The organism is Mesorhizobium sp. XAP4, from assembly GCF_029269325.1.
GTDB lineage: Bacteria > Pseudomonadota > Alphaproteobacteria > Rhizobiales > Rhizobiaceae > Mesorhizobium > Mesorhizobium ciceri.
This window is the reverse complement of the sequence record NZ_JARIXW010000001.1, coordinates 1,334,242-1,360,562: the sequence shown is the minus strand read 5'-3', so window position 1 is coordinate 1,360,562 and position 26,321 is coordinate 1,334,242. Positions and strand designations below refer to the sequence as shown.

At 62.1% G+C, this 26,321-nt stretch carries 23 protein-coding genes; 9 read left to right on the top strand and 14 right to left on the bottom strand.

Annotated elements, in window-relative coordinates; all coding sequences use genetic code 11:
* Positions 1-151: 151 nt before the first annotated feature.
* On the top strand, positions 152-802 hold the full coding sequence (locus P3C39_RS06855) for a 5-formyltetrahydrofolate cyclo-ligase (protein ID WP_084015898.1): 651 nt from the start codon (positions 152-154) through the stop codon (positions 800-802).
* On the opposite strand, the gene P3C39_RS06850 is transcribed toward P3C39_RS06855, so the two are convergent.
* A complete protein-coding gene (locus tag P3C39_RS06850) occupies positions 799-1,272 on the bottom strand; it encodes an Lrp/AsnC family transcriptional regulator (RefSeq protein ID WP_013531467.1) in 474 nt (157 codons plus the stop codon). The two genes, P3C39_RS06855 and P3C39_RS06850, sit on opposite strands and share 4 nt — an antisense overlap.
* Before the next feature lie 156 nt (positions 1,273-1,428).
* Here P3C39_RS06850 and ald point away from each other — a divergent pair, with 156 nt between their 5' ends.
* Both ald and P3C39_RS06840 read left to right on the top strand, forming a co-directional pair.
* Positions 1,429-2,544, top strand: coding sequence for an alanine dehydrogenase (ald, locus tag P3C39_RS06845; protein ID WP_023812057.1), 1,116 nt, complete (start codon positions 1,429-1,431; stop codon positions 2,542-2,544).
* Positions 2,545-2,749: 205 nt separating this feature from the next.
* Positions 2,750-4,057 carry an outer membrane beta-barrel protein gene (locus P3C39_RS06840; protein WP_275952970.1) on the top strand — a complete coding sequence of 436 codons (1,308 nt, stop codon included), beginning with the start codon at positions 2,750-2,752 and terminating at the stop codon, positions 4,055-4,057.
* Positions 4,058-4,291: 234 nt separating this feature from the next.
* Here the strand turns inward: P3C39_RS06840 and P3C39_RS06835 are convergent, their stop codons facing one another.
* The 6 genes from P3C39_RS06835 to P3C39_RS06810 all read right to left on the bottom strand — a co-directional run bounded on the left by P3C39_RS06835 (position 4,292) and on the right by P3C39_RS06810 (position 8,836).
* Positions 4,292-4,759 (bottom strand): DUF1203 domain-containing protein, encoded by a 468-nt coding sequence (locus P3C39_RS06835; protein ID WP_275952969.1) that lies wholly within the window; start codon positions 4,757-4,759, stop codon positions 4,292-4,294.
* A gap of 156 nt (positions 4,760-4,915) precedes the next feature.
* Positions 4,916-5,473 (bottom strand): OmpA family protein, encoded by a 558-nt coding sequence (locus P3C39_RS06830; RefSeq protein WP_013531463.1) that lies wholly within the window; start codon positions 5,471-5,473, stop codon positions 4,916-4,918.
* A gap of 111 nt (positions 5,474-5,584) precedes the next feature.
* Positions 5,585-6,148, bottom strand: a complete 564-nt coding sequence (locus P3C39_RS06825) for a GNAT family N-acetyltransferase (RefSeq protein ID WP_275952968.1) — start codon at positions 6,146-6,148, stop codon at positions 5,585-5,587.
* A gap of 5 nt (positions 6,149-6,153) precedes the next feature.
* Positions 6,154-7,020, bottom strand: a complete 867-nt coding sequence (sseA, locus tag P3C39_RS06820; protein ID WP_275952967.1) for a 3-mercaptopyruvate sulfurtransferase — start codon at positions 7,018-7,020, stop codon at positions 6,154-6,156.
* A gap of 38 nt (positions 7,021-7,058) precedes the next feature.
* Positions 7,059-7,802 carry an alanyl-tRNA editing protein gene (locus P3C39_RS06815; RefSeq protein ID WP_127366844.1) on the bottom strand — a complete coding sequence of 248 codons (744 nt, stop codon included), beginning with the start codon at positions 7,800-7,802 and terminating at the stop codon, positions 7,059-7,061.
* Positions 7,802-8,836 (bottom strand): cysteine synthase A, encoded by a 1,035-nt coding sequence (locus P3C39_RS06810; RefSeq protein WP_064994176.1) that lies wholly within the window; start codon positions 8,834-8,836, stop codon positions 7,802-7,804. The genes P3C39_RS06815 and P3C39_RS06810 overlap by 1 nt, the downstream gene beginning before the upstream one ends.
* Before the next feature lie 227 nt (positions 8,837-9,063).
* Between P3C39_RS06810 and P3C39_RS06805 the strand changes: the two genes are divergently transcribed.
* A complete protein-coding gene (locus tag P3C39_RS06805) occupies positions 9,064-9,885 on the top strand; it encodes an SDR family oxidoreductase (RefSeq protein ID WP_024505081.1) in 822 nt (273 codons plus the stop codon).
* Positions 9,886-9,964: 79 nt separating this feature from the next.
* On the top strand, positions 9,965-10,939 hold the full coding sequence (locus P3C39_RS06800; protein ID WP_275952966.1) for an alpha/beta fold hydrolase: 975 nt from the start codon (positions 9,965-9,967) through the stop codon (positions 10,937-10,939).
* Between the two features lie 103 nt (positions 10,940-11,042).
* On the opposite strand, the gene P3C39_RS06795 is transcribed toward P3C39_RS06800, so the two are convergent.
* Positions 11,043-12,467 (bottom strand): DEAD/DEAH box helicase, encoded by a 1,425-nt coding sequence (locus P3C39_RS06795; RefSeq protein WP_024505079.1) that lies wholly within the window; start codon positions 12,465-12,467, stop codon positions 11,043-11,045.
* 409 nt (positions 12,468-12,876) lie between these two features.
* On the opposite strand from P3C39_RS06795, the gene P3C39_RS06790 reads away from it, so the two are divergent.
* The gene (locus P3C39_RS06790) at positions 12,877-14,409 is read left to right on the top strand and encodes an acyl-CoA carboxylase subunit beta (protein ID WP_027028871.1); all 1,533 of its coding nucleotides are present in this window, start codon (positions 12,877-12,879) and stop codon (positions 14,407-14,409) included.
* A gap of 12 nt (positions 14,410-14,421) precedes the next feature.
* Here the strand turns inward: P3C39_RS06790 and P3C39_RS06785 are convergent, their stop codons facing one another.
* Both P3C39_RS06785 and P3C39_RS06780 read right to left on the bottom strand, forming a co-directional pair.
* The gene (locus P3C39_RS06785) at positions 14,422-16,422 is read right to left on the bottom strand and encodes a hypothetical protein (protein WP_275952965.1); all 2,001 of its coding nucleotides are present in this window, start codon (positions 16,420-16,422) and stop codon (positions 14,422-14,424) included.
* Positions 16,419-17,963: an NAD(P)H-hydrate dehydratase gene (locus P3C39_RS06780; protein WP_275952964.1), complete on the bottom strand. Its 1,545-nt coding sequence runs from the start codon at positions 17,961-17,963 to the stop codon at positions 16,419-16,421. The genes P3C39_RS06785 and P3C39_RS06780 overlap by 4 nt, the downstream gene beginning before the upstream one ends.
* A 358-nt stretch (positions 17,964-18,321) precedes the next feature.
* Here P3C39_RS06780 and P3C39_RS06775 point away from each other — a divergent pair, with 358 nt between their 5' ends.
* Positions 18,322-18,660 carry a P-II family nitrogen regulator gene (locus P3C39_RS06775; RefSeq protein WP_006205430.1) on the top strand — a complete coding sequence of 113 codons (339 nt, stop codon included), beginning with the start codon at positions 18,322-18,324 and terminating at the stop codon, positions 18,658-18,660.
* Between the two features lie 65 nt (positions 18,661-18,725).
* Positions 18,726-20,135 (top strand): type I glutamate--ammonia ligase, encoded by a 1,410-nt coding sequence (glnA, locus tag P3C39_RS06770; protein WP_013531452.1) that lies wholly within the window; start codon positions 18,726-18,728, stop codon positions 20,133-20,135.
* A 735-nt stretch (positions 20,136-20,870) separates the two neighbouring features.
* Here the strand turns inward: glnA and P3C39_RS06765 are convergent.
* A complete protein-coding gene (locus P3C39_RS06765) occupies positions 20,871-21,911 on the bottom strand; it encodes a glutamine synthetase beta-grasp domain-containing protein (protein WP_013531450.1) in 1,041 nt (346 codons plus the stop codon).
* Between the two features lie 316 nt (positions 21,912-22,227).
* On the opposite strand from P3C39_RS06765, the gene P3C39_RS06760 reads away from it, so the two are divergent.
* Entirely contained in the window at positions 22,228-22,425 is a 198-nt protein-coding gene (locus P3C39_RS06760; RefSeq protein WP_063168063.1) for a DUF2735 domain-containing protein, read from the top strand.
* A 96-nt stretch (positions 22,426-22,521) separates the two neighbouring features.
* Here P3C39_RS06760 and P3C39_RS06755 read toward each other — a convergent pair whose 3' ends face one another.
* The 3 genes from P3C39_RS06755 to P3C39_RS06745 all read right to left on the bottom strand — a co-directional run bounded on the left by P3C39_RS06755 (position 22,522) and on the right by P3C39_RS06745 (position 26,319).
* Positions 22,522-24,411: an MFS transporter gene (locus tag P3C39_RS06755; RefSeq protein ID WP_224674179.1), complete on the bottom strand. Its 1,890-nt coding sequence runs from the start codon at positions 24,409-24,411 to the stop codon at positions 22,522-22,524.
* 190 nt (positions 24,412-24,601) lie between these two features.
* Entirely contained in the window at positions 24,602-25,390 is a 789-nt protein-coding gene (locus P3C39_RS06750; protein ID WP_275952963.1) for an ATP12 family chaperone protein, read from the bottom strand.
* An 11-nt stretch (positions 25,391-25,401) separates the two neighbouring features.
* Positions 25,402-26,319: a DMT family transporter gene (locus P3C39_RS06745; RefSeq protein WP_275952962.1), complete on the bottom strand. Its 918-nt coding sequence runs from the start codon at positions 26,317-26,319 to the stop codon at positions 25,402-25,404.
* Positions 26,320-26,321 lie beyond the last annotated feature (2 nt).

Here is a 26,321-nt window from a genome sequence, read left to right as displayed (position 1 = left end):
GATAGCAAGATTGCCTGTCCTGCATGTAGGTATTTTTGTGCAATGCAACAACAGATGGCCAGTGCCCGAGACTCGTCGTTGCATGTCGTGAATGCACATGTTGTATCGTATCGCGAGGTATAGCGTCATCGAACACGCGATGAGGTGAGGCATGGCCAACGATCGTGACGACGATGCTCCGGCGCAGTATTCTTCGCCGCCCTGTTTCATGCACGAACTCGATACGGAATTCCGTGCGCCTTCGAGCGACTGGACCGATGTGAGACGCTGGCGCAAGGCTGAGCGCGAACGCCTGATCGCCGCGCGTCTTGCTGTTTCGGCCGACGCGCGAACGGTAATGTCGCAACGCATCGCCGATGGCCTCGACGCGGTAATCGGCGAGATCGCCGGCCGCATGGTCAGTCTCTACTGGCCGTTTCGCGGCGAGCCGGATTTGCGGCCTTGGATGGCGTCCATAAACGAACGCGGCGGCCGCACCGCCCTGCCCATCGTCATCGAGAAGGGGCAGCCGCTGATCTTCCGCGCCTACAAAGCAGGCGACCGGCTGGAGAAAGGTGTCTGGAACATCCCGATCCCGGCCGAGGGCGATCCGGTGCTGCCGGACATCGTCATCTCGCCGATCGTCGGCATCGATCCCCTGAACTACCGCCTGGGTTATGGCGGCGGTTTCTTCGACCGTACGCTGGCAGCGATGCCATTCAAGCCACTGGTCATCGGCGTCGGCTACGAGCTGCAGCGCATCGCGACCATCTACCCGCAGCCGCACGACATTCCGATGGATCGGGTGGTAACGGAGGCCTAGGCCATTTCCGGCTTCATGCCCATGGCGGTCCTGTCGACGATTTCGCGTAGCGCAAAGGACGAATTGATCTTGGTCACATGCGGCATCGCCGACAGCCATTCCTTGTGGATGCGCTCATAGTCGACGAGATCCTTCGCCGCGATCCGCAGGATGTAGTCGTATTCGCCCGACATCAGGTGACAGGACAGCACGTTCGGGCAGCGCTTGATCGCCGCCTCGAAATCCGACAGCGTCTTCTCGAACTGCCCCGACAGCGATATGTGCACGATCGCCGTCATCTGGTGGCCAAGTGCCGCATTGGAAAGCCGGGCGTGGTAGCCGCGAATGGTTCCGGATTTCTCCAGATTGTCGAGCCGGCGCGAACAGGCCGACTGCGACAGGCCGACCTTCTCGGCCAGCGCCGCATTGGGTATCCTGCCATCCTTCTGCAAAGCCTCGAGAATGGCGATATCAATCCTGTCGAGCGGCATTATTCGTGAATCCTGCGAACATCTTGCTGTTTCGCGCAACGATTATCGAAACCGGTCGGTGGGCGCAAGCGCATTCGCAAACACCTGCGCAACGATTCGTGGTTCACTCCAGCCATACAGGGAACGAGCCCAGAAGGGCCGGATCAGGAGAAGAAAATGCGCGTCGGCTGCCCCAAGGAAATCAAGAACCACGAATACCGCGTCGGCCTCACCCCCGGCTCGGTCCGCGAATATGTCGCCCATGGCCACGAAGTGCTGGTCGAGACCGGGGCCGGTGCCGGCATCGGCGCCGATGACAACGCCTATCGCGCCGCCGGCGCCACGATTGCCAAGACGGCCGCCGAGGTGTTCGCCAGGTCGGACATGATCGTCAAGGTCAAGGAGCCGCAGCCCAGCGAATGGGCGCAGCTTCGCGAAGGCCAGATCCTGTATACCTACCTCCACCTTGCTCCGGATCCGGAGCAGACCAAGGGCCTGCTTGCGTCCGGCGTAACGGCAATCGCCTACGAGACCGTGACCGACGACCGTGGCGGCCTGCCGCTGCTGGCGCCGATGTCGGAAGTTGCCGGACGCCTGTCGATCCAGGCCGGCGCCACGGCGCTGCAGAAGGCCAATGGCGGCCGCGGCGTGCTGCTGGGCGGCGTGCCCGGCGTGCTGCCCGGCAAGGTCACCGTTCTCGGCGGTGGCGTCGTCGGCCTGCACGCGGCCAGGATGGCGGCGGGCCTTGGCGCCGACGTCACCATCATCGACCGCTCGATCCCGCGCCTGCGCCAGCTCGACGATCTCTTCGCCGGCCGCGTCCACACTCGTTACTCGACTGTCGAGGCGCTGGAAGAAGAGTGTTTTTCAGCCGACATCGTCGTCGGCGCAGTGCTGATCCCGGGTGCCGCGGCGCCAAAACTGGTTTCGCGCGAAATGCTGTCGGGCATGAAGAAAGGCTCGGTGCTGGTCGATGTCGCCATCGACCAGGGCGGCTGCTTCGAGACCTCGCACGCCACCACCCATGCCGAGCCGACCTATGAGGTCGACGGCGTCATCCACTATTGCGTCGCCAACATGCCGGGTGCCGTGCCCGTCACGTCGGCCCACGCGCTCAACAACGCGACGCTTCACTACGGCCTGCAGCTCGCCGACAAGGGCCTCAAGGCGCTGGTCGACGATCATCACCTGCGCAACGGCCTCAATGTCCACAAGGGCAAGATCACCAACCGCGCAGTCGCCGAGGCGCTCGGCTACGAACTGGTCGAGCCGAAAGCGGTACTCGCCGCCTGATTTTCGCGAAAACAGCTCCTTTCAATCCAGCCCGCCGGTTCCATGCCGGCGGGTTTTTTCTTGCGAGCCTGTTTTTCAGGCAAAGCATGGCACCTAAAGATGTGACGCAACGGCACTTTGCTCATCATTGTTGCATATTTGTCATTCCCGTGCCGGCCGGTTCCCTGCTAGAGACATTCTGGGTTTACTCATGGGGTACGGGCATATGTTCATTCGCACATCCGCGAAATCTTTTCTTCTTGGTGCTGTTTCTGCTGTGGCTTTGATATCTGCTGCTCATGCAGCAGACGTCGTGCAGCCGGTAGAAGAAGCTGCCGGCGTTAACTGGAGCGGTCTATACGTTGGTTTTGGCGTCGGCGCCGGTGCCAACGTACACAAGCTCAGCAGCGATTTTATTCCAGTCTCGCTGAACGGCATTGGTGGCGAAGGCGTCTACGGTGAGCTGACGGTTGGCTATGACTATATGGTCGCGCCGCGGTTCCTCATCGGAGGTCTGCTGGACGCTCACGTCGGCAACATCGGGACCACGCTGGACATTACGGGATTCGACGCTTCGATCAAGGAAACCTACGGTTTCGACGCTGGCCTGCGTCTCGGCTACCTCTTGACGCCAAACACTCTGGGATACGTGCTGGGTGGCTATTCCTGGCAGAAGTACAAGCTCGATACGAACGCTGGCTTCGACTTTGATTGGGATCAGAGCGGGTATTTTGTCGGAGGTGGCATCGAAACGGCCATCAACAGCAATTGGACGATCAAGACTGAGTATCGCTATACGGGCTTCGGGACCAAGGACGATCTTCTTTCCGAGGCTGGCATCGTCGGGGTTCCGGACGGTCTCCTCAATCTTGACACTTCGCGCCATACTTTCCAGATCGCAGCCAATTACCGTTTCGGTGCCCAGAACGGCGGCGGTGCTGCCTTCGAGACGCCAGCCTACAACTGGACCGGCTTCTATATCGGCGGCGCTGGTGGTGCCGGTGCGTCCGTGCACCAGATCAACGTTCCGCCGCTCGGCGACCTGGAATTCAATGGTCTCGGTGGCGAAGGTGCCTTTGGTGAACTGAACGTCGGCTACGATCATGACTTCGGCAGCTGGGTCGCAGGCGTCATGGTCGATGCACGCTACTCCGGCATGACTTCCAAGCTGGATCTCGGCGGCGGATCGATCAACGTCGATACCGACTATGGGTTCGATGTGTTGGGCCGCGTTGGCATGAAGATGAACGAATCGACCCTTGCCTATGCGCTTGCCGGCTATAGCTGGCAGCATTTCGACCTGAACGCTTCCGACCCGATCGGCGACATCCTCGACTGGGGCTCCAGCGGCTTCTCGGTCGGTGGCGGACTGGAAACGGCTCTGTCCAGCAACGTCACCGTTGGCCTCGAATATCGCTATTCGCAGTTCGCCAAGAAGGACTTTTCTTCGGAATTCGGCGCACCTGACGACACCCTTACCTCGACTTCCTCTTTCCACACCGTGCGCCTCGGCGCGAAGTACAAGTTCAACTAAAAGGCCCTCCAGCCAAACAGTTGCAGCCCGTCGGCCATGCCGGCGGGCTTTTTTCTTGCGTGGAATACGTCTGCTCCAAACGCAGGCAACAAAAAAGCGGAGCCAAAGCCCCGCTTCCTCGATGTCGAGATTTGCCGCCGGTTCATCCGCGGTCGGCAAATCGATCGACAATGGCTTTCTATCGCGACTATGCGACGGGAGTACGACAGCTGTTTCCAGCGGCTAATCTCAGCCTCAAGCGCGCTCGATGCGGCACTGGTAGCAATTGTTGCGCGCCGAGCGGACATGGACGTAGGCGATCTCGTCGCGTTCCAACAAGGTCTTGGCCCGCCTGGTGATGTCTCCGGTCGGGACCACGCCGCCGCTGCCATAGACGATACGGTCATCCCTGCCATAGCCGCGCACGATGTAGTCGGGGCTGTCGAGAATCTCGGGCAGCGCCTCGCTCTCGGCAGCGCGGTCGCATGCCTCGGCATGCAGGAAGATCGGCCCGGTTTCGGCATAAGGCTGAAGCTCCGGGAATGGCCTGTATGCCAGAACAAGATAGGCATCGCCGGCTCCTATGTTCTTCAAACAATGCCGGCAAGGCATGCCGTCACCATCTGAGACCTTTCGCTCGGGCGTTTGGCCATAGGCATCGACGCCACCACGCTGCAGCGTCCTGACAGCTTCGGTCGGCAAAGCTTTGAACTGGATGGTCATGGAAAAATCTCCGGTGTCGTGATTGGAAATTATGTCCTTGAACCCTCGCCGCCCACCCGATTCCTGCCAAATGTCGAAAAGCCGATCGCCCTCGGCGATCGGCTCTCATCAGGTTCCTGTCAAAGGCGCCGGCTAATTAAAATTCGGAGCTGCGACTCAACGGATGAAATCGTCGAAGCGGCGCAGCGTCACCCGGCGATTCTGCCAGTTTTCGTTCTGCGTCTGCACCAGCAAAAACTCCTCACCGTAACCAACGGTTTCCAGTGCATGGCCGGGCACCCTAAATTCGCGCACCAATGTGCGCTTGAGCGAAGCGGCGCGTTGTTCGGACAGGGCCTGGTTCGACTGGAAGGAGCCGACGGCGTCGGTATGGCCCTCGATCAGCACGCGGGCGCCGGGATCGCGGCGCAGGATTCGCCGCAGCGCGTCGGCAATAGTCTCGATCTTGTCGTATTGCGAGTTGGCAATAGCCGCCGAACCGAAGGCGAAGTTGATCGACTGGATATCGATCGAGCGGGCCATGCGGCGCAAATCCGGGCGCCGCTTGAATTCCCGGATGGTGACGCGCTCGTTCGGCCGCAATTTGACACGCGGTGCCGCCTCGAGCTTCCGCTCGATCGTCGCGGCCGAAGGCGTTGTCGCCTGGGCTGCGGCCAGGCTTGGCATGGCAATCGCCGCGATCAGCGCGGCGGCAAGTGTACGGCGGGTCAGCATGTCTTCGTCTCCTTCGGCCTTGGCCGCATTGATGGTGCGGGCAACATGCCAAAAGCAGCCTGAAGGGCCGATGAACGACAGGTTCAGAGTCGGGCTGGTGTCAGCTTCCAGCTAGAGCCGCATGACGCTGGCCGCGCGCTCGGCGAAAGGCAGCGGATGCACGATTTCCTTCTTTTGCGCCACCGGTGCAAAGCCGAGCTTCTGGTAAAGCGGCAGAGCCGCCGGATGATCGAGCGTGCAGGTCTGCACCGTCACGCGCTTCGGACCATGCGACCAGGCGGCTGCGATCGCGGAACCCAGGAACCAGCGGCCGATGCCTTGTCCCGTCGCATGTTCCATCATGCCGAAATAGGCGAGCTCGACTTCTTCCGGCAGATGCGGCTTGAGATCGAAGAAGCCGGCGGGTGCGCCGTCGAGATAAAGGACCCTGATGTCGCGATCCTCGCGATGAATGCCGGCGGCAAGCTCGTCGTCATCCAGCCTCAGCACATTGACCCAGTGCCATTTGCGCCCCACCCGGTCCATCAGATAGCGGTAGAAATGCAGCGGAATGTCCTTGGTCTTCAGCAGCGCGATCTGACGGTTGTAGGGCACCGGCGGCGAATAGGCCGGCGGCACATGCATCTCGAGAAACGTCACCGTGACGTCAATATCTTCCAGCGCGCCGTTTTCCATCGTCTTCATTCCTTGCCGATCACAACGGGGCCGGTCACGACAGGCGTGTCGGAAAGCCCGCCCCACTCCGTCCATGAGCCGTCGTAAAGCCTGTTGTTGGCATGGCCAAGCGTTTCCAGCGCCAGCGTCACCACCGCTGCGGTAATACCGGAGCCGCATGAGGTGACGACAGGTTTCGACAGATCGATGCCGGCCTCCTCGATCGCCTTGCGCAGGCGGTCCTTCGACAGCAGCTCGCCATTTTCCGACAGCGCCGAATAGGGCAGATTGCGCGCGCCAGGCATATGGCCGGAGCGGATACCCGCGCGCGGCTCAGGTTCAGTGCCGGTGAAGCGGCCCGGTCCCCGGGCGTCGGCGATCTGGCTTGCCCTGGTGTCGACGATCCGGCGCATGTCGGCGAGGCTGGCGACGCGCCCGGAGTCGAAATCGGCATGAAACACGTTTGGCGCGATCTTCGTCGGCTCAGCCGTCACCGGTCTGCCGGCGGCTTTCCAGCCATCGAAGCCGCCATCCAGAATATAGGTCTGGAAGACGCCCATGACCCTGAACATCCACCACGCCCGGGGCGCCGAGAAGAAGCCCGGACCATCGTAGACGACGATGGTGTCATCGGCCGAAACGCCCATGGCGCCGACATACTGGGCAAAATGCTGCGGTGACGGCAGCGTATGCGGCAAGGGCGAATCCGGATCCGAAACGGCATCCTGATCCAGAAATCGTGCGCCCGGGATGTGGGCCGAATCGTACTCGCCGCGCGCATCGCGCTTCTGCGCCGGGAGATACCAGGATGCGTCGATGATCGTCAGGCCCGGCTGGCCGAGACGTTGCTGCAGCCAGTCTGCGTCGACGGTGAAGGGGCTGTCCTCGGCCATTTTGTGCTCCTGCTCGCCTTTTGGCGATCACTGTCTGTTCAGTTTGCCGGCATCGGCCCAAAGCGGATGCGGAAGCGCCGGTTTTCACGGCCCTTCTTCTCGATCTTGCCGATGTGGATTTCGCCGACTTCGCCAGTGCTCTTCACATGGGTGCCGCCGCAGGGCTGGCTGTCCACCGAGGCGTTGTCACCGATACAGACCAGGCGGATCTTGCCGGTGCCGGCCGGCGGCCGAACGTTCTTGGATTTCACCAGGCCGGGATTGGCGGCCAGTTCCTCGTCACTGATCAGCCTGACAAAGATCGGATGATCGGCCCGCACCAGCTCCATCAGCCCGGCGGTGATGTCCTCCTTGGTGAAGCCGGCATCCGGAGCGTCGAAGTCGACACGGCTGTCGTCCTCGGAAACGGCGGCACCGGTGATTGGAAACGGACAGACGACGGTGAGCAAATGGCAAGCCGCATGCATCCGCATCAGGAGATGCCGGCGTTCCCAGTCGATGGCCAGCCTCACCGTCTCGCCGACCTGTGGCACCGCTTGCTCAGGCGCCGGCACATGGATGATCTCGTCCTTGGTCTCGCCGGTGAGGGTAGCGGCAATGGCGATGCGGCTGCCGTCCGCGCGTTCGAGATAACCGGTATCGCCCGGTTGGCCGCCCGAAGTGGCGTAGAAGATCGTCCGGTCGAGGATGATGCCGCCGCGGTCGTTGACGGCAACGACTGTCGCATCCGCCGTCCGCAGATAGGCGTCGTCGCGAAACAGGGCATCCGTCCTGTTTGCCATCACGCGACCTTTTCGAACGGCACCGAAATTGTGCTCTTCAGCTCCATCCAGCCTGGCACCGGCAGTTGCTTCTCGCGCAGGAATTCCGGGTTGAACAGTTTTGACTGATAGCGCGTGCCGTAGTCACAAAGAATGGTCACGATGGTGTGGCCGGGACCCAATTCCCTGGCCAGGCGGATCGCGCCGGCAATGTTGATGCCGGTCGAGCCACCGACGCAAAGCCCCTCTTCCTGGATCAGGTCGAAGACGATCGGCAGCGCATCCTCATCGGGGATCTGGAAGGAAAAGTCCGGCGTGAACCCTTCGAGATTGGCGGTGATGCGCCCCTGCCCGATGCCTTCGGTGATCGAGCTGCCTTCGGACTTCAGCTCGCCGCTGGTGTAGAAGGAGTAGAGCGCGGCCCCCAGAGGGTCGGCCAGCGCGATCTTCACATCCTTGCTTTTCGCCTTCAGCCCAAAGGCGACGCCGGCCAGCGTGCCGCCGGAACCGACCGCCGAGACAAAGCCATCGACCTTGCCCCCGGTCTGGCTCCAGATTTCCTCCGCTGTGGTGCGGATATGGCCGTCACGGTTGGCAACATTGTCGAACTGGTTGGCCCAGATGGCGCCGTTCGGCTCGGTCCGCGCCAGTTGCTCGGCCAGCCGCCCCGACAGTTTCACATAATTGTTGGGGTTCTTGTAGGGCACGGCAGGCACTTCGATCAGTTCGGCACCGAGCAGCTTGATCGTGTCCTTCTTCTCCTGGCTCTGTGTGTCGGGAATGACGATGACGGTGCGATAGCCGAGCGCCTTGGCGACCAGCGTCAGCCCGATGCCGGTATTGCCCGCCGTTCCCTCGACGACGACGCCGCCGGGCCTCAGCAGCCCACGCTGCTCGGCGTCGCGGATGATGAACAGGCCGGCGCGATCCTTGACCGACTGGCCCGGATTCATGAATTCGGCCTTGCCCAGGATCTCGCAACCGGTTTGTTCCGAAGCTTTGTTGAGGCGGATCAAAGGCGTGTTGCCGATTGCGTCGATCACAGAACGGGGCATTCAGGATTCCTTGTGTAGGTGCGCCGAAACCCTAGAAACCCGAAGCTGCAGTTTCAAGGCAAGAATTTGTCTGGTCCAGTCGCATTTGCGGTACTGTAGTTGCGTCAGCGCTTCCCGAAACCGACCTCTTGCACCACAGCTCATTTTCCGGCTGACGTTGAAAAGCAGCTTTTCATTCGATTTCTTCATCGCTAGAGCAAAGCACCAACAAGTCGACAGGGCGCAGCATGACACTCTACCGGGCCAACCCGAAGCACGGCGTCGCCTGGATCACGGGCGGATCGAGCGGCATCGGCCGTGCCTTGGCCAGGGATCTTGCTTCCCAAGGCTATGCCGTCGCGGTGACGGCGCTCGACGACGATCCGATCGACACGCTTGTCGTCGAGACCGCGCAGATGCCGGGCAGCGTCACGGCCTTTCCCTGCGACGTCACCGACGAGCCGCGCATGGCAAGGACCGTCGCTGCCATCGAGAAGGAGCTCGGTCCCATCGTGCTCGCCATCTTCAATGCAGGGAATTACATTTCGACGCCGGGGGAGAATCTTGTCGTCAACGACTTTCGCCGGTCCTTCGAGGTCAATTATTTCGGCATCATCAACGGTCTCGTGCCGGCGGTCGAACGCATGCGTGTGCGGGCGCGCGGCCATGTCGTGCTGGTCGGCTCCGTGACATCCTATTTCGGCTGGCCGACAACGGCCGCCTATGGTGGCACCAAGGCGGCCATCAATATCCTGGCCGAGTCGCTGAAGTATGATTTCGACAAGATGAACGTGCGTATCCAGGTGTTCAATCCTGGCTTCATCGACACCCCGCTGACCGAGAAGAACATGCTGCCGATGCCGGGACTGATGCCGGTCAGCCGCGCATCGCGCCGCATGGCGCGGGGCATCAAGTCGGGCGGCTTCGAAGTCCATTTCCCGCGCCGGACAAGCTGGCCGCTGAAACTGCTCGCCCTGCTGCCGAGGCCGCTGTGCAGAGGGTTTATCAGCCTGATGACCAGTTGGAAGGCGCGGCCTCTGCATTACGACCGCAAGCCGCCGATCGAATAGGACGCCTGCGAAATTGGCAGGCTACCCGTTTTCGGGCCGCCGTCGCCATGGTTGAGACAAGTGCCGCGTGGAGTCTGCGATGGGGCGACGGATCGTGCTTGCTGTGCTGGGCCTTATTGCCGTTCTCGCACTGGCCTTCGTGTTCGGCCCGCGCGTTCGCGTCGACACCACGATCCGTTTCGATCCCTCGCTCATCGGCGACGATCCGCAGGCCTATGTGGCAAAGGCGGAAGCCGCCATCCCCGGAATCCGAGACGGGCTGGAGAAGGAGATCGTCTGGGCCGATCCGTTGGTGCATGCCAGGACCCCGCTATCGATCGTCTACATCCACGGCTTTTCCGCATCGAAGGGCGAGGTCCGCCCGCTGCCTGACGAAGTGGCGGAACAGCTTGACGCCAATCTCTTCTACACACGCCTTACCGGTCATGGGCAGGATGGCGCGGCGATGACGCAAGGCAGCATCAATGACTGGATCAACGACTATGAGGAGGCGCTCGCCATCGGCCGGGCGATCGGCGACAAGGTGATCGTCATCTCGACTTCGACCGGCGGCTCGCTGGCGGTCTGGGCGGCAACGCAGCCCGGTGCGTCGGACGGGGTGGCGGCGATTGCGTTCATCTCCCCGAACTTCGGCGTCAAGGCTTCGGGCGCCGAGATCCTGACCATGCCGTGGGGCAAACAAATCGCCAGGCTGGTCGCCGGCAAGGAACATAGCTTCGTGCCGCGCAACGCGCTGAATGAAAAATTCTGGACCACCCGCTATCCGATCGAAGCAACCTTGCCGATGCAGGCGCTGACCGAGCTTGCCTATGGCGCGCCGGTGGAGCAGGCGACCGTCCCTGCTTTGTTCATCTTTTCTGATTCGGACAAAGTGGTGCGGGCCGACCGCAGCCGCGAGATTGCCGGGCGCTGGGGCGCGCCGCATGAATTGGTTCCGGTCGACGACACTGGCGACCCGGACAATCACGTCATTGCCGGCGACGCGCTGTCGCCGTCGACCACGGCGTTTCTGGCGCAAAGGATCGCCGTCTGGATCGAAGCGGTGGTGAAGTAGGCCGACGAAAAGGGGCGACCGAAGCATCGCTTCGGCCGCCCTTTTCTTGTTTCGTCTCGGCAATCAGCCAGCCGAAGCTTGACTGACTGCAGCGCGGTCTGGCTTACGCGGCCCGCGCAGCCGGACGCTTACCGCCGAAGCGGCGCTTGTTGTTGCCCTTGAAGGCCGGCTTGGCGCCGTCCGGCTTGCGCTCGCCGGCGAAGGCCGGCTTGTCGCCGAAGCGCTTCTTGCCAAAGCCGTTGCCCTTGTTCTCGCCACCGGGCCGCCTGCCGTCGCGACGGCCATTGCGGTCGTTGCGGTCATTGGCCGGCTCGAAGCGCTCGTTCTTTTCTGCCGGATTGCGCAGCGGATCGGGGCTGCCGAGATGGTCGGCAACGATCGGCAGCTTGGTGCGGATGATGCGCTCGACCTGGCGCAGCTTGCTGTTCTCGGAAGGATCGCAAAGCGTGATCGCGATGCCGTCCATGCCGTTGCGGCCGGTACGGCCGATGCGGTGGACGTAGCTCTCGGCTTCATCCGGCAGATCGAAATTCACGACATGGCTGATGCCGGGTACGTCGATGCCGCGCGCCGCGATGTCGGTCGCCACCAGAATGCGCACCGAGCCGTCGCGGAAATCGTTCAGCGCTTTCTGGCGGGCGTTCTGCGACTTGTTGCCGTGAATGACGGCGGCCTTGAAGCCATCGCGCTCGAGGTCCTTGGTCACCCTGTCGGCACCATGCTTGGTGCGCGAGAAGATGATGACGGACTTCATCGCCTCATCGGCGAGCATCGTCGACAGCACCTGGCGCTTCTGCTTGGTGCGGGCAAAGACGACGCCTTGCACGATCTCGGCCGCTGCCGTGCTTTGCGGCGCGACTTCGACGCGGATCGGGTTCTTCAGCAGGCCCTTGGCCAGTTCGGCGATTTCATTGGGCATGGTCGCCGAGAACAGCACCGTCTGACGATCGGGCGCGGTCGCCTTGGCGATGCGCTTGACGTCGTTGATGAAGCCCATGTCGAGCATGCGGTCGCCCTCGTCGAGCACCAGCCATTTGGTGTCGGCAAGCATGAGGTCGCCCTCACGCACCAAGTCGGTCAACCGGCCGGGCGTTGCGATCAGGATATCGACGCCGGGCGCAACCTTCTTCACCTGGCTGAAGCGCGAGACGCCGCCAAGCACGAGCGCGGTCGAGACATGCGCGCCCTTGGCGAGGATCTTGATCGTGTCCTCGATCTGCACGGCGAGTTCGCGCGTCGGCGCCAGGATAAGCGCACGCGCCGTCTTCGGCCGGCGCTTGGTGCCGAGTGCGATGATCTTCGACAGGATCGGCAGAGCGAAGGCCGCGGTCTTGCCGGAGCCGGTCTGGGCGATGCCGAAAATGTCACGGCCTTCCATCTGCGGCGGGATCGCCTGCGCCTGGATAGGCTTCGGCTCGGTGAAGCCGGCGTTGTGGGTGGCCTTGAGCAGCGCGCCCGTAATACCCAGTGCCGCGAAACCGGTGAGTTCCGCAGTGTTGCTACCGGGCAAAGTGTTTTCGTTGGTCAAAATAATCTTCTTTCACGCGGCTTCTGGCCGCAAACATCGATGGCGGCAGGGCGCAACCTGCCGTCGAACAAATTTTCATGAAACGACAAGGCGGGCGGACGGGTTCGTCCACTCGGCTGCGCTGTCGTGCCCGCAGGCATCATGCCACGGGGCTTTTTCGCCGCTTTGTGATTTACCGGAAAAAGGGCCGATATACCGGAAAGAGGGAAAACAGACGCAACCAGTCTCATTCGTCGAGAAGGCCGGATAAGTCCCGGCCCAAGCGCCTATGCCGCCGCATATGGCCCAGTTCGCCACCAAATGCAAGGGGCGTCATGCTGCAGCGCAGCAAAATCCACGGAGCAAGCGGCGCTTGCGCTCGCTTGCCGGCACGATTACCACGAAATGCCGCTGGCTTGGGAGGTAATCGATGAAGGACGTGCTGAAGGAACTCGAGCGCCGCCGCGAGATCGCCCGCATGGGTGGTGGCCAGGCCCGCATCGATGCCCAGCACAAGAAGGGCAAGCTCACCGCGCGCGAACGCATCGAAGTCTTTCTCGACGAGGGCTCTTTCGAGGAATTCGACATGTATGTCGAACACCGCTCGACCGACTTCGGCATGGAGAAGACCAAGATCGCCGGCGACGGCGTCGTCACCGGCTGGGGCACGGTCAACGGCCGCCCGGTCTATCTCTTCGCCAAGGATTTCACCGTGTTCGGCGGCTCGCTGTCGGAAGCGCATGCCGAGAAGGTCATCAAGGTACAGGAGATGGCGCTGCGCAACCGGGCGCCGATCATCGGCCTCTACGATGCCGGCGGCGCGCGCATCCAGGAAGGCGTCGCGGCACTCGGCGGCTACGCCGAGATCTTTCAACGCAACGTGCTGGCCTCAGGCGTCATCCCGCAGATTTCCGTGATCATGGGACCGTGCGCCGGCGGCGACGTCTATTCGCCTGCCATGACCGATTTCATCTTCATGGTGCGCGACACCTCCTACATGTTCGTCACCGGGCCGGATGTGGTGAAGACCGTGACCAACGAGACGGTGACCGCCGAGAGTCTCGGCGGCGCTTCCGTCCACACGACGAAATCCTCGATCGCCGACGGCGCCTATGACAATGACGTCGAGGCGCTGCTGCAGATGCGCCGGCTGGTCGACCTGCTGCCGGCTTCCAACACATCGGAGCTTCCCGAGATCGAATGCTACCAGTCGGTCACCGACCATGATTTGTCGCTCGACCGGCTGATTCCCGATAACGCCAACAAGCCCTACGACATCAAGGAGCTGATCCTGAAGGTCGCCGACGAAGGCGACTTCTTCGAGATCCAGCAGAGTTTTGCCAAGAACATCGTCACCGGTTTCGGACGCGTCGAGGGCCGCACGGTCGGCTTCGTCGCCAATCAGCCGATGGTGCTGGCCGGCGTGCTCGATTCCGATGCCAGCCGCAAGGCAGCGCGCTTCGTGCGCTTCTGCGACTGTTTTTCGATCCCGATCGTCACCTTCGTCGATGTCCCCGGCTTCCTGCCGGGCACGGCGCAGGAATATGGCGGGCTGATCAAGCATGGTGCGAAACTCCTGTTCGCTTATGCCGAGGCCACTGTGCCGAAGATCACCGTCATCACCCGCAAAGCCTATGGCGGCGCCTATGACGTGATGGCCTCAAAACATCTGCGCGGCGACATGAATTATGCCTGGCCAACGGCGCAGATCGCGGTGATGGGCGCCAGAGGCGCGGTCGAGATCATCTACCGCAAGGACATCGGTGACGCCGAAAAGATCGCAGCTCATACAAAGGCTTACGAGGATCGCTTCCTGTCACCCTTCGTCGCTGCCGAGCGCGGCTATGTCGATGAGGTGATCATGCCGCATTCGACCCGCCGCCGCATCGCCCGGGCGCTGCGCATGCTGCGCAACAAAGACATGCAGAACCCCTGGAAGAAGCACGACAACATCCCGCTGTGAGGCGCCGGCAACTCACTCCTCTTCCGCCGCCCCGAACCCCGCTCCCATGGTGGCGCGGACAGGGCTGCCCCACGGTGTCGCGTGATTGTCGATGCGCATCTGGAAGATGAAATAGGTCGGCGAGCAGAAGCCGATGCCTCTGACCTTGCCGATGCCCGGCGTGTCCGGCGGCAGCGATTGGCACATATAGTCCTCGCGGCAGAAATGATCGGCCGAACAGGCCGGCCGGTTGCCGCGATTGACGGCGCCGCCAAGGCATTGGTCGAAATTGTTGGTGGCCACGCAGATGTCGAATTTCTTGCCGCCGACCAGCCCGCAGATCTCATTCGGCATCGGCTTGCCAGCTTTGAAGGCCGCGAAGGCACGGTCCTTGTCGTCGCAGCCGCGATAGGCGATGCCGCCCGGCACGCCGATCTTCGGCGGTCGGCAGGTGTAGGCGGTACGGGAAATGTCCGAGGCGAAGGCCGCGAACTGGCCCGATTTGCTGTAGCGGTCGTTGAAAGGCTGCGCCGCATTGCTGGCGATCGAGCCGGTCAGGCAGGGATGGCCGGAAAACAGTTTTTCGCTGTCCTTGGGCAGCAGGCATTGCGCCAGTTTCGTGTGCACGCCCGAAGCGGTGGCCAGCGGCGTGCAGACGGTGCCGCCGCCGCATTTCCAGGTCGCACCGAAGCGGTCCGCATCTTCCGGCATCAGGCACGGCATGGCCATCTCGGCCGGCGCGTAGTCGACCGCGGCGTCCGTCCAGGCTGCCGGCGGCGCAAAGGAGAGCGGACGGAAGCGGTTTGGCTCCCTGCCCTCAGCTGTAGCGCGCAGCCAGGCCTGGCGGCGCGGGATCTCGGCATGAAGATGCGGCGAGATGCCGACCTCGATGCGGTTGAGCGGCGATGTCGTCTTGTCGTCAAGGCCGATGAAATGGAAGCCGGCAGTGGAACCGGCCTGATGGCAACCCTGGCAGGCGCCATTGTCCAGCCGCTCGACCAACGCTTCCGGCGTGCGCACCAGTTTTAGCGTGGAATAATCGAGCGATGCGAATTCCTTGGGCTGGAACAATTCCGTAAACGGATGATTGGCCTGCCGCGCGCTGCCGAAGGTCGACCATGAGATGATCTTTCTGGCCAGGAACTCGTCGGGGATTTCATAGACACCTTCATCGACCGCCGGCAAATTGGCGCCGACATAGGCGGCGAGCCGTGCTTTCAGCGCCGTGTCCTGCGAGAGCCGTGCGGTGTCGGGCGTGTTCTCCAGCGGCTTCTCGCTGATAGCAGCGCCATCGATGCCGAATACCCGCATGAGATAGGCGGCCTGCCCGCCGAACTCGGTTTCCTGACCGGACGGGAAGCGTACCACCTGCGCGTTGAGCTCCAGCTGCTTGAAGGTGAGCCCAGCTCTCTCCAGCGGCCCGCCGGTCAGCCAGCCGGCATCGACGCTCTCGTCAAGCTGTGGCGTCCAGCGCCCGGCAACACCTACGCAGCCGCCATCGGCGTCGGGGGCGGCGCTGTAGACGGCATTGAAATTGAATGGCAGGCGCGACGCCAGCAGCTTGCCGTTTTTGCGAAAGCTGTAGGCCAGGCGGTAGATGAAGCGCACCTCGCCGCAGCTCCTGTCGCCTTGCAGCACCGCGAAGTCGCGACGATCGAGCCGGTTGATGACGCCGACCAGCCGGAAGCGCGCGGCGTCGGTCTTCAGCCAGCGCATGTCCATGATGCGGCCGACATTGCCGTCGGTGACTTCGTAGAGCGTCCGGCCGCCGGCTTTCATATCGGCACGAAGTGCTGCAACATCGGAGGCAACCGTTTCGACGATGGCGTGAAAGGCCGGCGCCTCGTCGTAAAGCGTCTTCAGACCGCCCTCGCCGTCGACCCCCAAAACATCGGCGAAACCGAAACCCGTGGCATCGAGTGCGGCGAGCACCGCCGGATCGTCGACGATCGTCACAGGACCTTCGGCGCGCGCCGTCGGCGCCATGAAGACAGCGATGAGGGTGGCAAGCAACAGAACGAGCGCGCGGCTCATTGGGCAGCCGTGCGCGCGTCGAAGAGGTCGCGCAACACCGGCACCAGTGCCAACGGCAGGTCCTCGGCGATCAGACCGGGTCCGAACCGGCTGCCGGCTTCGGCATGCAACCACACCGCCGCGCAGGTGCCCTCGAAGGGCAGCATGCCTTGCGCCAGCAAACCGGCAATGATGCCCGACAGCACGTCGCCTGACCCGGCTGTGGCCAGCCACGGTGCACCGTTGGAGTTGATCGCCGCTTTGCCATCGGGCGCTGCTATGACCGTGTCGGCGCCCTTGTAGACGATGACGGCGTTGGCCCGCGCGGCGGCCGTTCGCGCCTTGTCCAATTTCGACATGGTTTTGTCCCCGGCGATATCAGGGAACAGGCGGCCGAATTCGCCCTCATGCGGCGTAACTATCAAGGCAGGCGCATTCGGCTGACGGGCAGCTTCGAACAGCGCCTGAGGCTGATGGGCCAGCGACGTGATGGCGTCGGCATCGAGCACCATCGCACCGGCGTAGCTTGCAGCCGCCGATGTGCGTGCTTCCTCCTCCAAAGCCTTGATCAGTTGCAGGGCGAAATCGCCGACCTTGGGCTTTGGCCCGAGCCCCGGTCCGAACACCAGCGCCCCGGGATGGCGCACCGTTAGAAATTCCTGCACCTCCTCGAGCGAGCCCGCCTCGCGCAGCATGATCGAGGTCAGGTGAATCGCGTTCACCTGCATGGCATTGCCAGGCGACAGCACGGTGACCGCCCCTGCCCCGCTTCTGGCGGCGGCCAGCGCCGACAGCCGCGCCGCGCCGGTAGCACTGGGACCGCCGGAAAAGACGCCGACATGGCCGCGCTTGTATTTGTGCGCATCCACCGCCGGCACGGGAAATTCCTGCAACCACAGGTCCGGCACATTCTCGAAGGTCGAGACGGCGAGCTGGGCGATGATGCCGTCGCCGATGCCGATATCGGCGAGCACGATCTCACCGCATTGCCCGCGCCCCGGCAGCAGCAGGTGGCCAGGCTTTTTCCGCGCGAAGGTGATGGTGACCTCGGCACGAAACGCCCTGCCCAATATGTCACCGCTCCTTCCAGAGACGCCGGACGGCAGGTCGACCGCGACCACGGGCAGGCTCAGGGCTGTCACTGTATCGATGGCTTTCGCGGCGTCGCCGGACAGCGGCTTCGACAGCCCCGCCCCATAGAGCGCGTCGATCACGATCGAGCCAGGCTTGGCGTCAAAGTCAGACAGCGGCCGGGGCTTGATCGGGCATTCCGCGGCGGCGAGCGCCGCATCGCTTTTCGGCCTCGGCGCGCCGGATGCCCAGACCGATGTGCCGACGCCGCTGCCGGCCAGGATGCGGGCAACGACATAGCCATCGCCGCCATTGTTGCCGGGCCCGCACAGCACATGGATGTGCTTTGCCGAGGGGTAGCGCTTGAGAACCTCGGCCGCGACCGCTCCACCAGCGCGCCGCATCAGGCCGATGCCGTCGGCTGGGCCGGCGGCAATCGTCAGCCGATCGGCCTCGCTCATTTCGGCCGGGGAAAGAAGTTCGTTGCTCATGGATTGCCGATCCGCATGCGATCAAGCATTGTCCGATTTCGATCCTAAGCAAACAAGGGGGAGTTGCCGAGATCTGCAGCCATAACGTTGGCACGAAGGCCTCGCGGGCAGAAAGTTGCCTGAGGGATAGGCAATATGCCTGATTTTTGTGCGGACGGAGGTGCTGGCGCTGTGTAGGCTCTGGCAGTCCATGCCGCTTCCGGTGCAGCGAATGACGCGAATTTGCATCCCGGTGCGGCGCGGCTTTGAAATCTTATGAGACCGCTTAGAATCCGCTGAATTGGCACAGTTCGTGCTTGATGGAGGCGCAAGCGGGGGGTCACAACCCGTTTTTTTGGCAGTGGAGGCCACTTTTTACATGAAAAAGATCGAAGCGATCATCAAGCCATTCAAGCTCGACGAAGTGAAGGAAGCGCTTCAGGAGGCCGGACTGCAAGGCATCACCGTCACCGAAGCAAAAGGCTTCGGTCGTCAGAAGGGTCACACCGAACTCTACCGCGGCGCCGAATATGTCGTCGATTTCCTGCCCAAGGTGAAGATCGAGGTCGTGCTTGGCGACGACGCGGTCGAAGGTGCGATCGAGGCCATCCGCAAGGCGGCCCAGACCGGTCGTATCGGCGACGGCAAGATCTTCGTTTCCAATATCGAGGAAGTCGTGCGTATACGCACCGGCGAAACGGGCATGGACGCGGTCTGACCGACCGCGCCATCCTCCCGAAAAACGTCATCATCAAAAAAAGTCATCACACAGGGATACATGACATGACGACAGCCAAAGACATCATGAAGCAGATCAAGGACAACGACGTGAAATTCGTCGACCTGCGCTTCACGGACCCGAAGGGCAAGCTGCAGCACGTGACGATGGATGTCATCGAGGTCGAGGAAGACATGTTCGCCGATGGCGTGATGTTCGACGGCTCGTCGATTGCCGGCTGGAAGGCCATCAACGAGTCCGACATGGTGCTGATGCCCGATCCGGAAACGGTCCACATGGACCCGTTTTTCGCGCAGTCGACCATGGTCATCCTGTGCGACATCCTCGATCCGGTTTCGGGTGAATCCTACAACCGCGATCCGCGCGGTACGGCCAAGAAGGCCGAGGCCTACATGAAGGCCGAAGGCATCGGCGACACCATCTTTGTCGGCCCGGAAGCCGAGTTCTTCGTGTTCGACGACGTGAAGTACAAGGCCGATCCCTACAACACCGGATTCAAGCTCGACTCCACGGAGCTGCCGTCGAACGACGACACCGACTATGAGACCGGCAATCTCGGCCACCGTCCGCGCATCAAGGGCGGCTACTTCCCGGTGCCGCCGATCGACAGCGCACAGGACATGCGCTCGGAAATGCTGACCGTGCTCGCCGAAATGGGCGTGCGCGTTGAAAAGCACCACCACGAGGTGGCGGCGGCTCAGCACGAACTCGGCATCAAGTTCGACGCGCTGGTGCGCAACGCCGACAAGATGCTGATCTACAAGTATGTCGTCCACCAGGTCGCCAACGCCTATGGCAAGACGGCCACCTTCATGCCGAAGCCGATCTTCGGCGACAACGGCTCGGGCATGCACGTCCACATGTCGATCTGGAAGAACGGCAAGCCGACCTTCGCCGGCAATGAATACGCCGGTCTGTCGGAAAGCTGCCTGTTCTTCATCGGCGGCGTCATCAAGCATGCCAAGGCGATCAACGCCTTCACCAACCCGCTGACCAATTCCTATAAGCGCCTGGTGCCGGGTTATGAAGCGCCGGTTCTGCTCGCCTATTCGGCGCGCAACCGCTCGGCGTCCTGCCGTATCCCGTTCGGCTCGTCGCCGAAGGCCAAGCGCGTCGAGGTCCGCTTCCCCGATCCGGGCGCGAACCCCTACCTCGCCTTCTCAGCGCTGCTGATGGCCGGCCTCGACGGCATCAAGAACAAGATCCATCCCGGCCAGCCGATGGACAAGGATCTCTACGACCTGCCGCCGAAGGAGCTGAAGAAGATCCCGACCGTCTGCGGCTCGCTGCGTGAAGCCCTGCAGAGCCTCGACAAGGACCGCGGCTTCCTGAAAGCCGGCGGCGTCTTCGATGACGACCAGATCGACAGCTACATCGAGCTGAAGATGGCCGAAGTGATGCGCTTCGAAATGACCCCGCATCCGGTCGAGTACGACATGTACTACTCCGTCTGAGATTCAATCTCGGTCCAAGATTAGCTATAATGCTCAAGCCCTTGAAAGACGTCCCTCTTTCAAGGGCTTTTTGCTGCGCTCCATAGGAATTGCCAGCCGACCGGCATGCCTCGCCTGCACGGCAGCCGCGCATGGACAGCCGTATCCGCCTTTCGTCTTCGACGATCATAGGATGCCCGGATTCTTGGACCTACGGTCCATCGGAGCGGCCGGCTTGAGCGCGTCGCTTCAATCACAACTCGGCGGTGTTCAGTAAATGATCAAGGGAGGCGGCTCGGTCGCCAACTTCGGAGCCAGGAGCGAGCGGAGCACTGTCTCAGGCTACAGTGACCGCTCGTCCGGCGCCCACGCCAATGCCGCCGTTCAAGAAAACCCCGCCCGTCCGAACAGCATTGCGTGACGTAACCCCAAGGCCTGCGAATACGCATGCCGTAGCGTGATCTGTCAACGCCGCCAGCCGGGTGGCGAATGACCGATTCCGTTGTATGAACAGATGCTTATGGAAGATCCATCGCCCCGGACAAGGGCTGGAAAAGGCGGTTTTCCGGGCTTTCTGGCGAGTGATCGCCGCAGACCCGCACGGCTGCGGCCGGAACTCACGGGCGATTAGCGACCGCCGGAACTGCCTGACTTTTTCTGGGTATGTTTTACCGGGAATGCAGTCAGCCGGGTAACGGCCAAAAAAGAACCCCGGCGCGAAACGCCGGGGTCCTCTTGTCATACAGTCCGAAACACTTAAGCGGCGGCTGAAACCTGAGCGCTTGCCGGAACCGAGGCGATCGTCTTCAGGATTTGCGAGGCGATCTGGTAGGGGTCGCCCTGCGAGTTCGGACGGCGGTCTTCCAGATAACCCTTATAGTCGCTCTTGATGAAGGAATGCGGCACGCGGATCGAGGCGCCACGGTCGGCAATGCCATAGCTGAACCGGTTCCACGGCGCGGTCTCGTGCTTGCCGGTCAAACGCTTGTCGTTGTCCGGGCCGTAGACGGCGATGTGATCCATCAGGTTCTTGTCGAAGGCCGCCATCAGCGCTTCGAAATAGGCTTTGCCGCCGACTTCGCGCATATAGGCGGTCGAGAAGTTGGCGTGCATGCCAGAGCCGTTCCAGTCGGTGTCTCCGAGCGGCTTGCAGTGGTATTCGATGTCGATGCCGTATTTCTCGGTCAGGCGCTGCAGGAGGTAGCGGGCCATCCACATCTGGTCGGCGGCCTTCTTGGAGCCCTTGCCGAAAATCTGGAATTCCCATTGGCCTTTGGCCACTTCGGCGTTGATGCCTTCGTGGTTGATGCCGGCGGCGAGGCAGAGGTCGAGATGCTCCTCGACGATCTGACGCGCGACGGAGCCGACATTGGAATAGCCGACGCCGGTGTAGTACGGGCCCTGGGGTGCGGGATAGCCGCTCTCGGGGAAGCCGAGCGGGCGACCGTCCTTGTAGAAGAAATATTCCTGCTCGAAGCCGAACCAGGCGCCCTCGTCATCGAGGATGGTGGCGCGCTTGTTTGAGGCATGCGGCGTGACACCATCGGGCATCATGACTTCGCACATGACCAGCACGCCGTTGGTGCGGGCGGGATCCGGATAGACCGCAACCGGCTTCAGCACGCAATCGGAGCTGTGCCCTTCGGCCTGCTGGGTCGAGGAACCATCGAAGCCCCACAGCGGCAGCTGCTCGAGTTCAGGGAATTCGGCGAATTCCTTGATCTGCGTCTTGCCGCGAAGGTTGGGGACCGGGGTATATCCATCGAGCCAGATATACTCGAGCTTGTATTTCGTCATTCTAGCCTCTCGTTGCTTGATCACCGAACACTGAACGGCGTCGACATGCGTCTGCCGTCAGCAGCCGGCCTGCCGCACACTTAAAATGCAATTCGTGTGCCATTCTTGGTCCGGAGGGTGCGACAAAATTGACGCAGCATCCACCGGAAGTCGGTGAGCCGCCTAAGCAATGCGCCCGGATCCATCACAGTCCTTATTTGCACAAATAATGTGCAAACGCTGATCTTTTCATAGGCATATTGCCTAACTTGATTGCAGACCTTATCTTCAGGCCAAGTTGAATCGAAAAGGTGCGGCGGAAGAAAGGAACCCGGCAATGGAAGTCATTTCCACACGACCGTCGGCCAAAATTTTGATGTTCCCGGCGGCAGCACGCCTCTCTGCCTCAAATTTGAGCGGAAAGGCTAAGTTTGCGGCAGAGCTTGCCTCGCTGCGTGGTGCCCGCGCGGATTTCGGCGACGGCTGGTACCATGAGGCAGCCATCGAGGAAGAGGCCCGGGGCCGCAAGAGCTGACACAAAGGGCAGCAGCCCTCGCCAACGAATTGGCCTGAAAAGAAAAAGCCCGGCGCGATCGTTCGCGCCGGGCTTTCTTTTGAACGCTGGGGCTGCCTACTCCTTGGCGTGCAGGTCGGTGCCGAGCGTATCCTTGACGAAGATCATGCCGATGACCAGCGTTATAGCCGCGATCACCACCGGGTACCAAAGGCCATAGTAGATGTCGCCTTTGTAGGCGCTGAGCGCGAACACGGTTGCCGGCAGCAGTCCACCGAACCAGCCATTGCCGATGTGATAGGGCAGCGACATGCCGGTGTAGCGAATGCGGGTCGGGAACATCTCGACCAGGATCGCCGCGATCGGCCCGTAGACCATGGTCACGAACAGCACCAGGATGAACAGGATGCCGATCGTCATTGGCCAGTTCACTGCTGCAGGATCGGCGAACATGGCGAACGCGCCGCCGCCTGGAATGTTGTAGACGGTGACTTCGGGTGCGCCCGCTGCCTCATCGGTGGTCAGCAGCTTGTCCTTGACCGCCTGGTCGATCGGCACCGTCGCCTTTTCACCGGCACGGATGGCAGCGGCGTCCAGCTTCAGTTCCGGGTTGGCGGCAACAAACGCATCGAGCTTCTGGTCCGCAACCTTGGCTGCCGCGCGCTTCAGCGGATAGCCGCCGTCCTGCAGCGACATATTGACGGCCTTGATGAAGGCCGCTTCCTTGGTCTTGGCCTGATCACCGGCGGCGATGGCGTCATAGGACTCGACCGTCTCGTTGCCGATTTTGACAGATGCGGGTGTGCCGGCGGCAGCCGTCGACACCACGTCATAGGGAACCGAGTTCTTGGTCAGGAAAGAAGTCGCGATATCGCAGGATGTCGTGAACTTCGCCGTGCCAACCGGATTGAACTGGAACTTGCAGTCGCCCGGCGCCGCGGTCACCGTCGCCCTGGTGTTCTGCTGCGCCGTGGCGAGTGCCGGATTGGCAGCCCATGTCAGTGCCTTGAACAGCGGGAAGGTGCAGACAATCGCCAGCGCAAGGCCCGCCATGATGATCGGCTTGCGGCCGATCTTGTCGGAGAGCCAGCCGAAGACGACGAAGAAGATCGAACCGACCGCCAGGGCGACCGCGATCATGATGTTGACCGACTGCGCGTCGACCTTGAGCACGTTGGTCAAGAAGAACAGCGCGTAGAACTGGCCATTGTACCAGACCACGGCCTGACCGGCTGTGAGGCCGAGCAGCGCCAGCAGTGCAATCTTGGCGTTCTTCCATTGGCCGAAGGCTTCCGTCAGCGGCGCCTTGGAGCCCTTGCCCTCATCCTTCATGCGCTGGAAGGTCGGGGATTCGGAAAGCGAAAGCCGGATCCAGATCGAGATGCCGAGCAGCAGGAAAGACACGATGAACGGAATACGCCAGCCCCAGGCAGCATAGTTTTCCTTGCTCAATGAAGCCTGTACGATCAGGATCACAACCAGCGACAGGAACAGGCCGAGCGTCGCCGTGGTCTGGATCCACGAGGTGTAGTAGCCGCGCCGGTTGTCCGGCGCATGTTCGGCGACGTAAGTGGCCGCGCCGCCATATTCGCCACCCAGAGCCAGGCCCTGCAGCATGCGCAGGATGATCAGGATCACGGGAGCGGCGATGCCCAAAGTGGCATAGCCGGGCAGCAAGCCGACCAGGAAGGTCGACAGGCCCATGATCGTCATGGTGACAAGAAAAGTATATTTACGGCCGACAAGGTCACCGATGCGGCCGAACAGCAGTGCGCCGAACGGGCGCACAAGGAAGCCTGCGGCGAAAGCCAACAGCGCGAAAATGTTGCGGGTCGCTTCCGGAATGGCTGGGCTGAAAAAGGTCGAACCGATGAACACCGCCAGCGAGCCATAGAGATAGAAATCATACCATTCGAAAACGGTGCCGAGCGAGGAAGCGAAGATGACTTTCTTCTCTTCCCGCGTCATGCCGCGGCTTGTTCCGCCGGCGGTCGATGCTATTGCCATTGCGTTATCCTCCCGTGAGATCCGTTCTCATTGCTGCGCGACACTGTCCGCGTTCTCCTCCGAGCACGGACTCAACGACAGCCATCGGGGAAAAATGACAGAAAGCGCCCGCCAAAGGCAGCGCGTCTTTGGGATTATGACTTTGGTATTAGGTGCGCTGCGGGATGAAACCGGGCGAGTTGGTAAACCCCTAGCCCTTGAGCGCTTGCAGCAGGCCGGCGGCAGCCATCATGTCGCGCTTGCGAGCCGCGCGGCGGGCAACGGCCTCCGCATCCTGCCCCCAATGCTCGATCTGCCAGTCCTCGTCGACATGAGCAGCGGCCCAGGCAGCCTCAGCGTCGATCTCGCCGAAATCGACAGCCAGCGCCAGCAGCGCCGAACCGGTCAGCGACGTCATCACATGAATGGCGGCGAGCCGCAGCGGCTCGGCGCGCTGGGCAAGATGGCTGCCCAGCACGGCGATGGTCTCGCGCGGCTGCTCGACATGGATGATGCCCTCGGCCAGATTGAAGCGGGCTCCGAGTGTCCTCGCCCAGTCGATCACCGGATCCCAATGCTGGTTCTGCCGCTCCACCAGCCCTTGCGGTGCGTCGGCGCGATAGCAGGTGAGATCGGATGAGGCAAAGCGCAGGATATCCTCCAGCACCGCCTGCGGGTCGCTGGCGACGCCATCGATGGCCGTGTTGACGAGGCGCATCACCGGCATCTTCACCGGATCGATGGTCTCGCTTTGGGCGGCGAACTCGTCGGCGACGAGCGCGGCTGCTGCTTCGGTCGGCAGCACCAGCAGCGCCTTGCCCGGCGTCCGCACCGGCTTGCCGTCGAGATGCACGGCAAAGCCACTGTCGAAAGGTGCCACAGAGGCGGCCTTGTAGAAGCGTTTGGGCAGAGGCGTCTTCATCTGGATCTGGGCGCGGCGCACAGGATCCGGGTCGGAGAGATACTTGCCCGCTTCGAGGTCGTTGAGGATGTCACGCATGAAGGTCTCTCTTACACCGGCGTCAGCTTGCGCGCCGGCCGGTTGACGATGATCAGGCCGGCGGCAATCAGGCCAAGTGCCAGGAAAATGCGCATGGTCAGCGGCTCATTCAAGAACATGGCTCCGCACAGGACGCCGAAAACCGGCGACAGGAAGGTGAAACTGGACAAGCCTGACGCCGGATAGCGCCGCAGCAGCCAGAACCACAGCACATAGGTGAAGGCGACGATGTAGACCGCCTGGAAAAGCAGCGCCAAGGTCGGCAGCACGGTCGGGTCGCGAACGGGCGGGCCGGCGAGAGGCAGCACCAATACGCCTACGATCGCTGCCCCGGCGAGTTGGTAAAACAGAAGCTTCTCGGCGCTCGCCTCGACCAGCTTCGACCGCTTGATGAGGATGTTGGTCAAAGCCCAGAAGAATCCGGAGCCAAGGCTCAGCAGATCGCCGAACAGCATGTCTCCGCCGCCGCCAAGCTTGTCGGAAAACACCGCGGCAAGGCCGGCAAAGGCCAGCAGCAGGCCAAGGAATTTTCTCAACGTGATCTGCTCGCCGAGCAGGAAATGGCCGCCGAGCAGCATCCAGAACGGCATGGTGTTGACCAGCAGCGTGTTGCGGGCAACGGTCGTATGCTCCAGGCCGACATAGAGGCAAAGGAACTCGATGCCGAAAAGCGCGCCAACCACGATGCCGGCGAGCAAGGTCCCGTCGCGCGTGAAAAGCGCGATGCCGCGCCACCGGCACCAGGCAAAGACACACATGCCGCCGATGATCGAGCGCGCGATCGACAGGAAAACCGGATCATAGCCAGCGTAGGAGATCTTGGCGGCGACGTAATTCAGCCCCCAGGAAAAGGTCAGCCCGACCATGATCGCGGCGGCGGCCAGGTCGACCGTGTCGCGCCGGTCGAGCGCGTCGGTGGCGCCGCTCACGA

Bases quoted from the DNA above. Each gene is read 5' to 3' on its own strand.
- P3C39_RS06855 (WP_084015898.1), top strand. From the start codon at position 152: ATGGCCAACGATCGTGACGACGATGCTCCGGCGCAGTATTCTTCGCCG.
- P3C39_RS06850 (WP_013531467.1), bottom strand. From the start codon at position 1,272: ATGCCGCTCGACAGGATTGATATCGCCATTCTCGAGGCTTTGCAGAAG.
- ald (WP_023812057.1), top strand. From the start codon at position 1,429: ATGCGCGTCGGCTGCCCCAAGGAAATCAAGAACCACGAATACCGCGTC.
- P3C39_RS06840 (WP_275952970.1), top strand. From the start codon at position 2,750: ATGTTCATTCGCACATCCGCGAAATCTTTTCTTCTTGGTGCTGTTTCT.
- P3C39_RS06835 (WP_275952969.1), bottom strand. From the start codon at position 4,759: ATGACCATCCAGTTCAAAGCTTTGCCGACCGAAGCTGTCAGGACGCTG.
- P3C39_RS06830 (WP_013531463.1), bottom strand. From the start codon at position 5,473: ATGCTGACCCGCCGTACACTTGCCGCCGCGCTGATCGCGGCGATTGCC.
- P3C39_RS06825 (WP_275952968.1), bottom strand. From the start codon at position 6,148: ATGGAAAACGGCGCGCTGGAAGATATTGACGTCACGGTGACGTTTCTC.
- sseA (WP_275952967.1), bottom strand. From the start codon at position 7,020: ATGGCCGAGGACAGCCCCTTCACCGTCGACGCAGACTGGCTGCAGCAA.
- P3C39_RS06815 (WP_127366844.1), bottom strand. From the start codon at position 7,802: ATGGCAAACAGGACGGATGCCCTGTTTCGCGACGACGCCTATCTGCGG.
- P3C39_RS06810 (WP_064994176.1), bottom strand. From the start codon at position 8,836: ATGCCCCGTTCTGTGATCGACGCAATCGGCAACACGCCTTTGATCCGC.
- P3C39_RS06805 (WP_024505081.1), top strand. From the start codon at position 9,064: ATGACACTCTACCGGGCCAACCCGAAGCACGGCGTCGCCTGGATCACG.
- P3C39_RS06800 (WP_275952966.1), top strand. From the start codon at position 9,965: ATGGGGCGACGGATCGTGCTTGCTGTGCTGGGCCTTATTGCCGTTCTC.
- P3C39_RS06790 (WP_027028871.1), top strand. From the start codon at position 12,877: ATGAAGGACGTGCTGAAGGAACTCGAGCGCCGCCGCGAGATCGCCCGC.
- P3C39_RS06785 (WP_275952965.1), bottom strand. From the start codon at position 16,422: ATGAGCCGCGCGCTCGTTCTGTTGCTTGCCACCCTCATCGCTGTCTTC.
- P3C39_RS06780 (WP_275952964.1), bottom strand. From the start codon at position 17,963: ATGAGCAACGAACTTCTTTCCCCGGCCGAAATGAGCGAGGCCGATCGG.
- P3C39_RS06775 (WP_006205430.1), top strand. From the start codon at position 18,322: ATGAAAAAGATCGAAGCGATCATCAAGCCATTCAAGCTCGACGAAGTG.
- glnA (WP_013531452.1), top strand. From the start codon at position 18,726: ATGACGACAGCCAAAGACATCATGAAGCAGATCAAGGACAACGACGTG.
- P3C39_RS06765 (WP_013531450.1), bottom strand. From the start codon at position 21,911: ATGACGAAATACAAGCTCGAGTATATCTGGCTCGATGGATATACCCCG.
- P3C39_RS06760 (WP_063168063.1), top strand. From the start codon at position 22,228: ATGGAAGTCATTTCCACACGACCGTCGGCCAAAATTTTGATGTTCCCG.
- P3C39_RS06755 (WP_224674179.1), bottom strand. From the start codon at position 24,411: ATGGCAATAGCATCGACCGCCGGCGGAACAAGCCGCGGCATGACGCGG.
- P3C39_RS06750 (WP_275952963.1), bottom strand. From the start codon at position 25,390: ATGCGTGACATCCTCAACGACCTCGAAGCGGGCAAGTATCTCTCCGAC.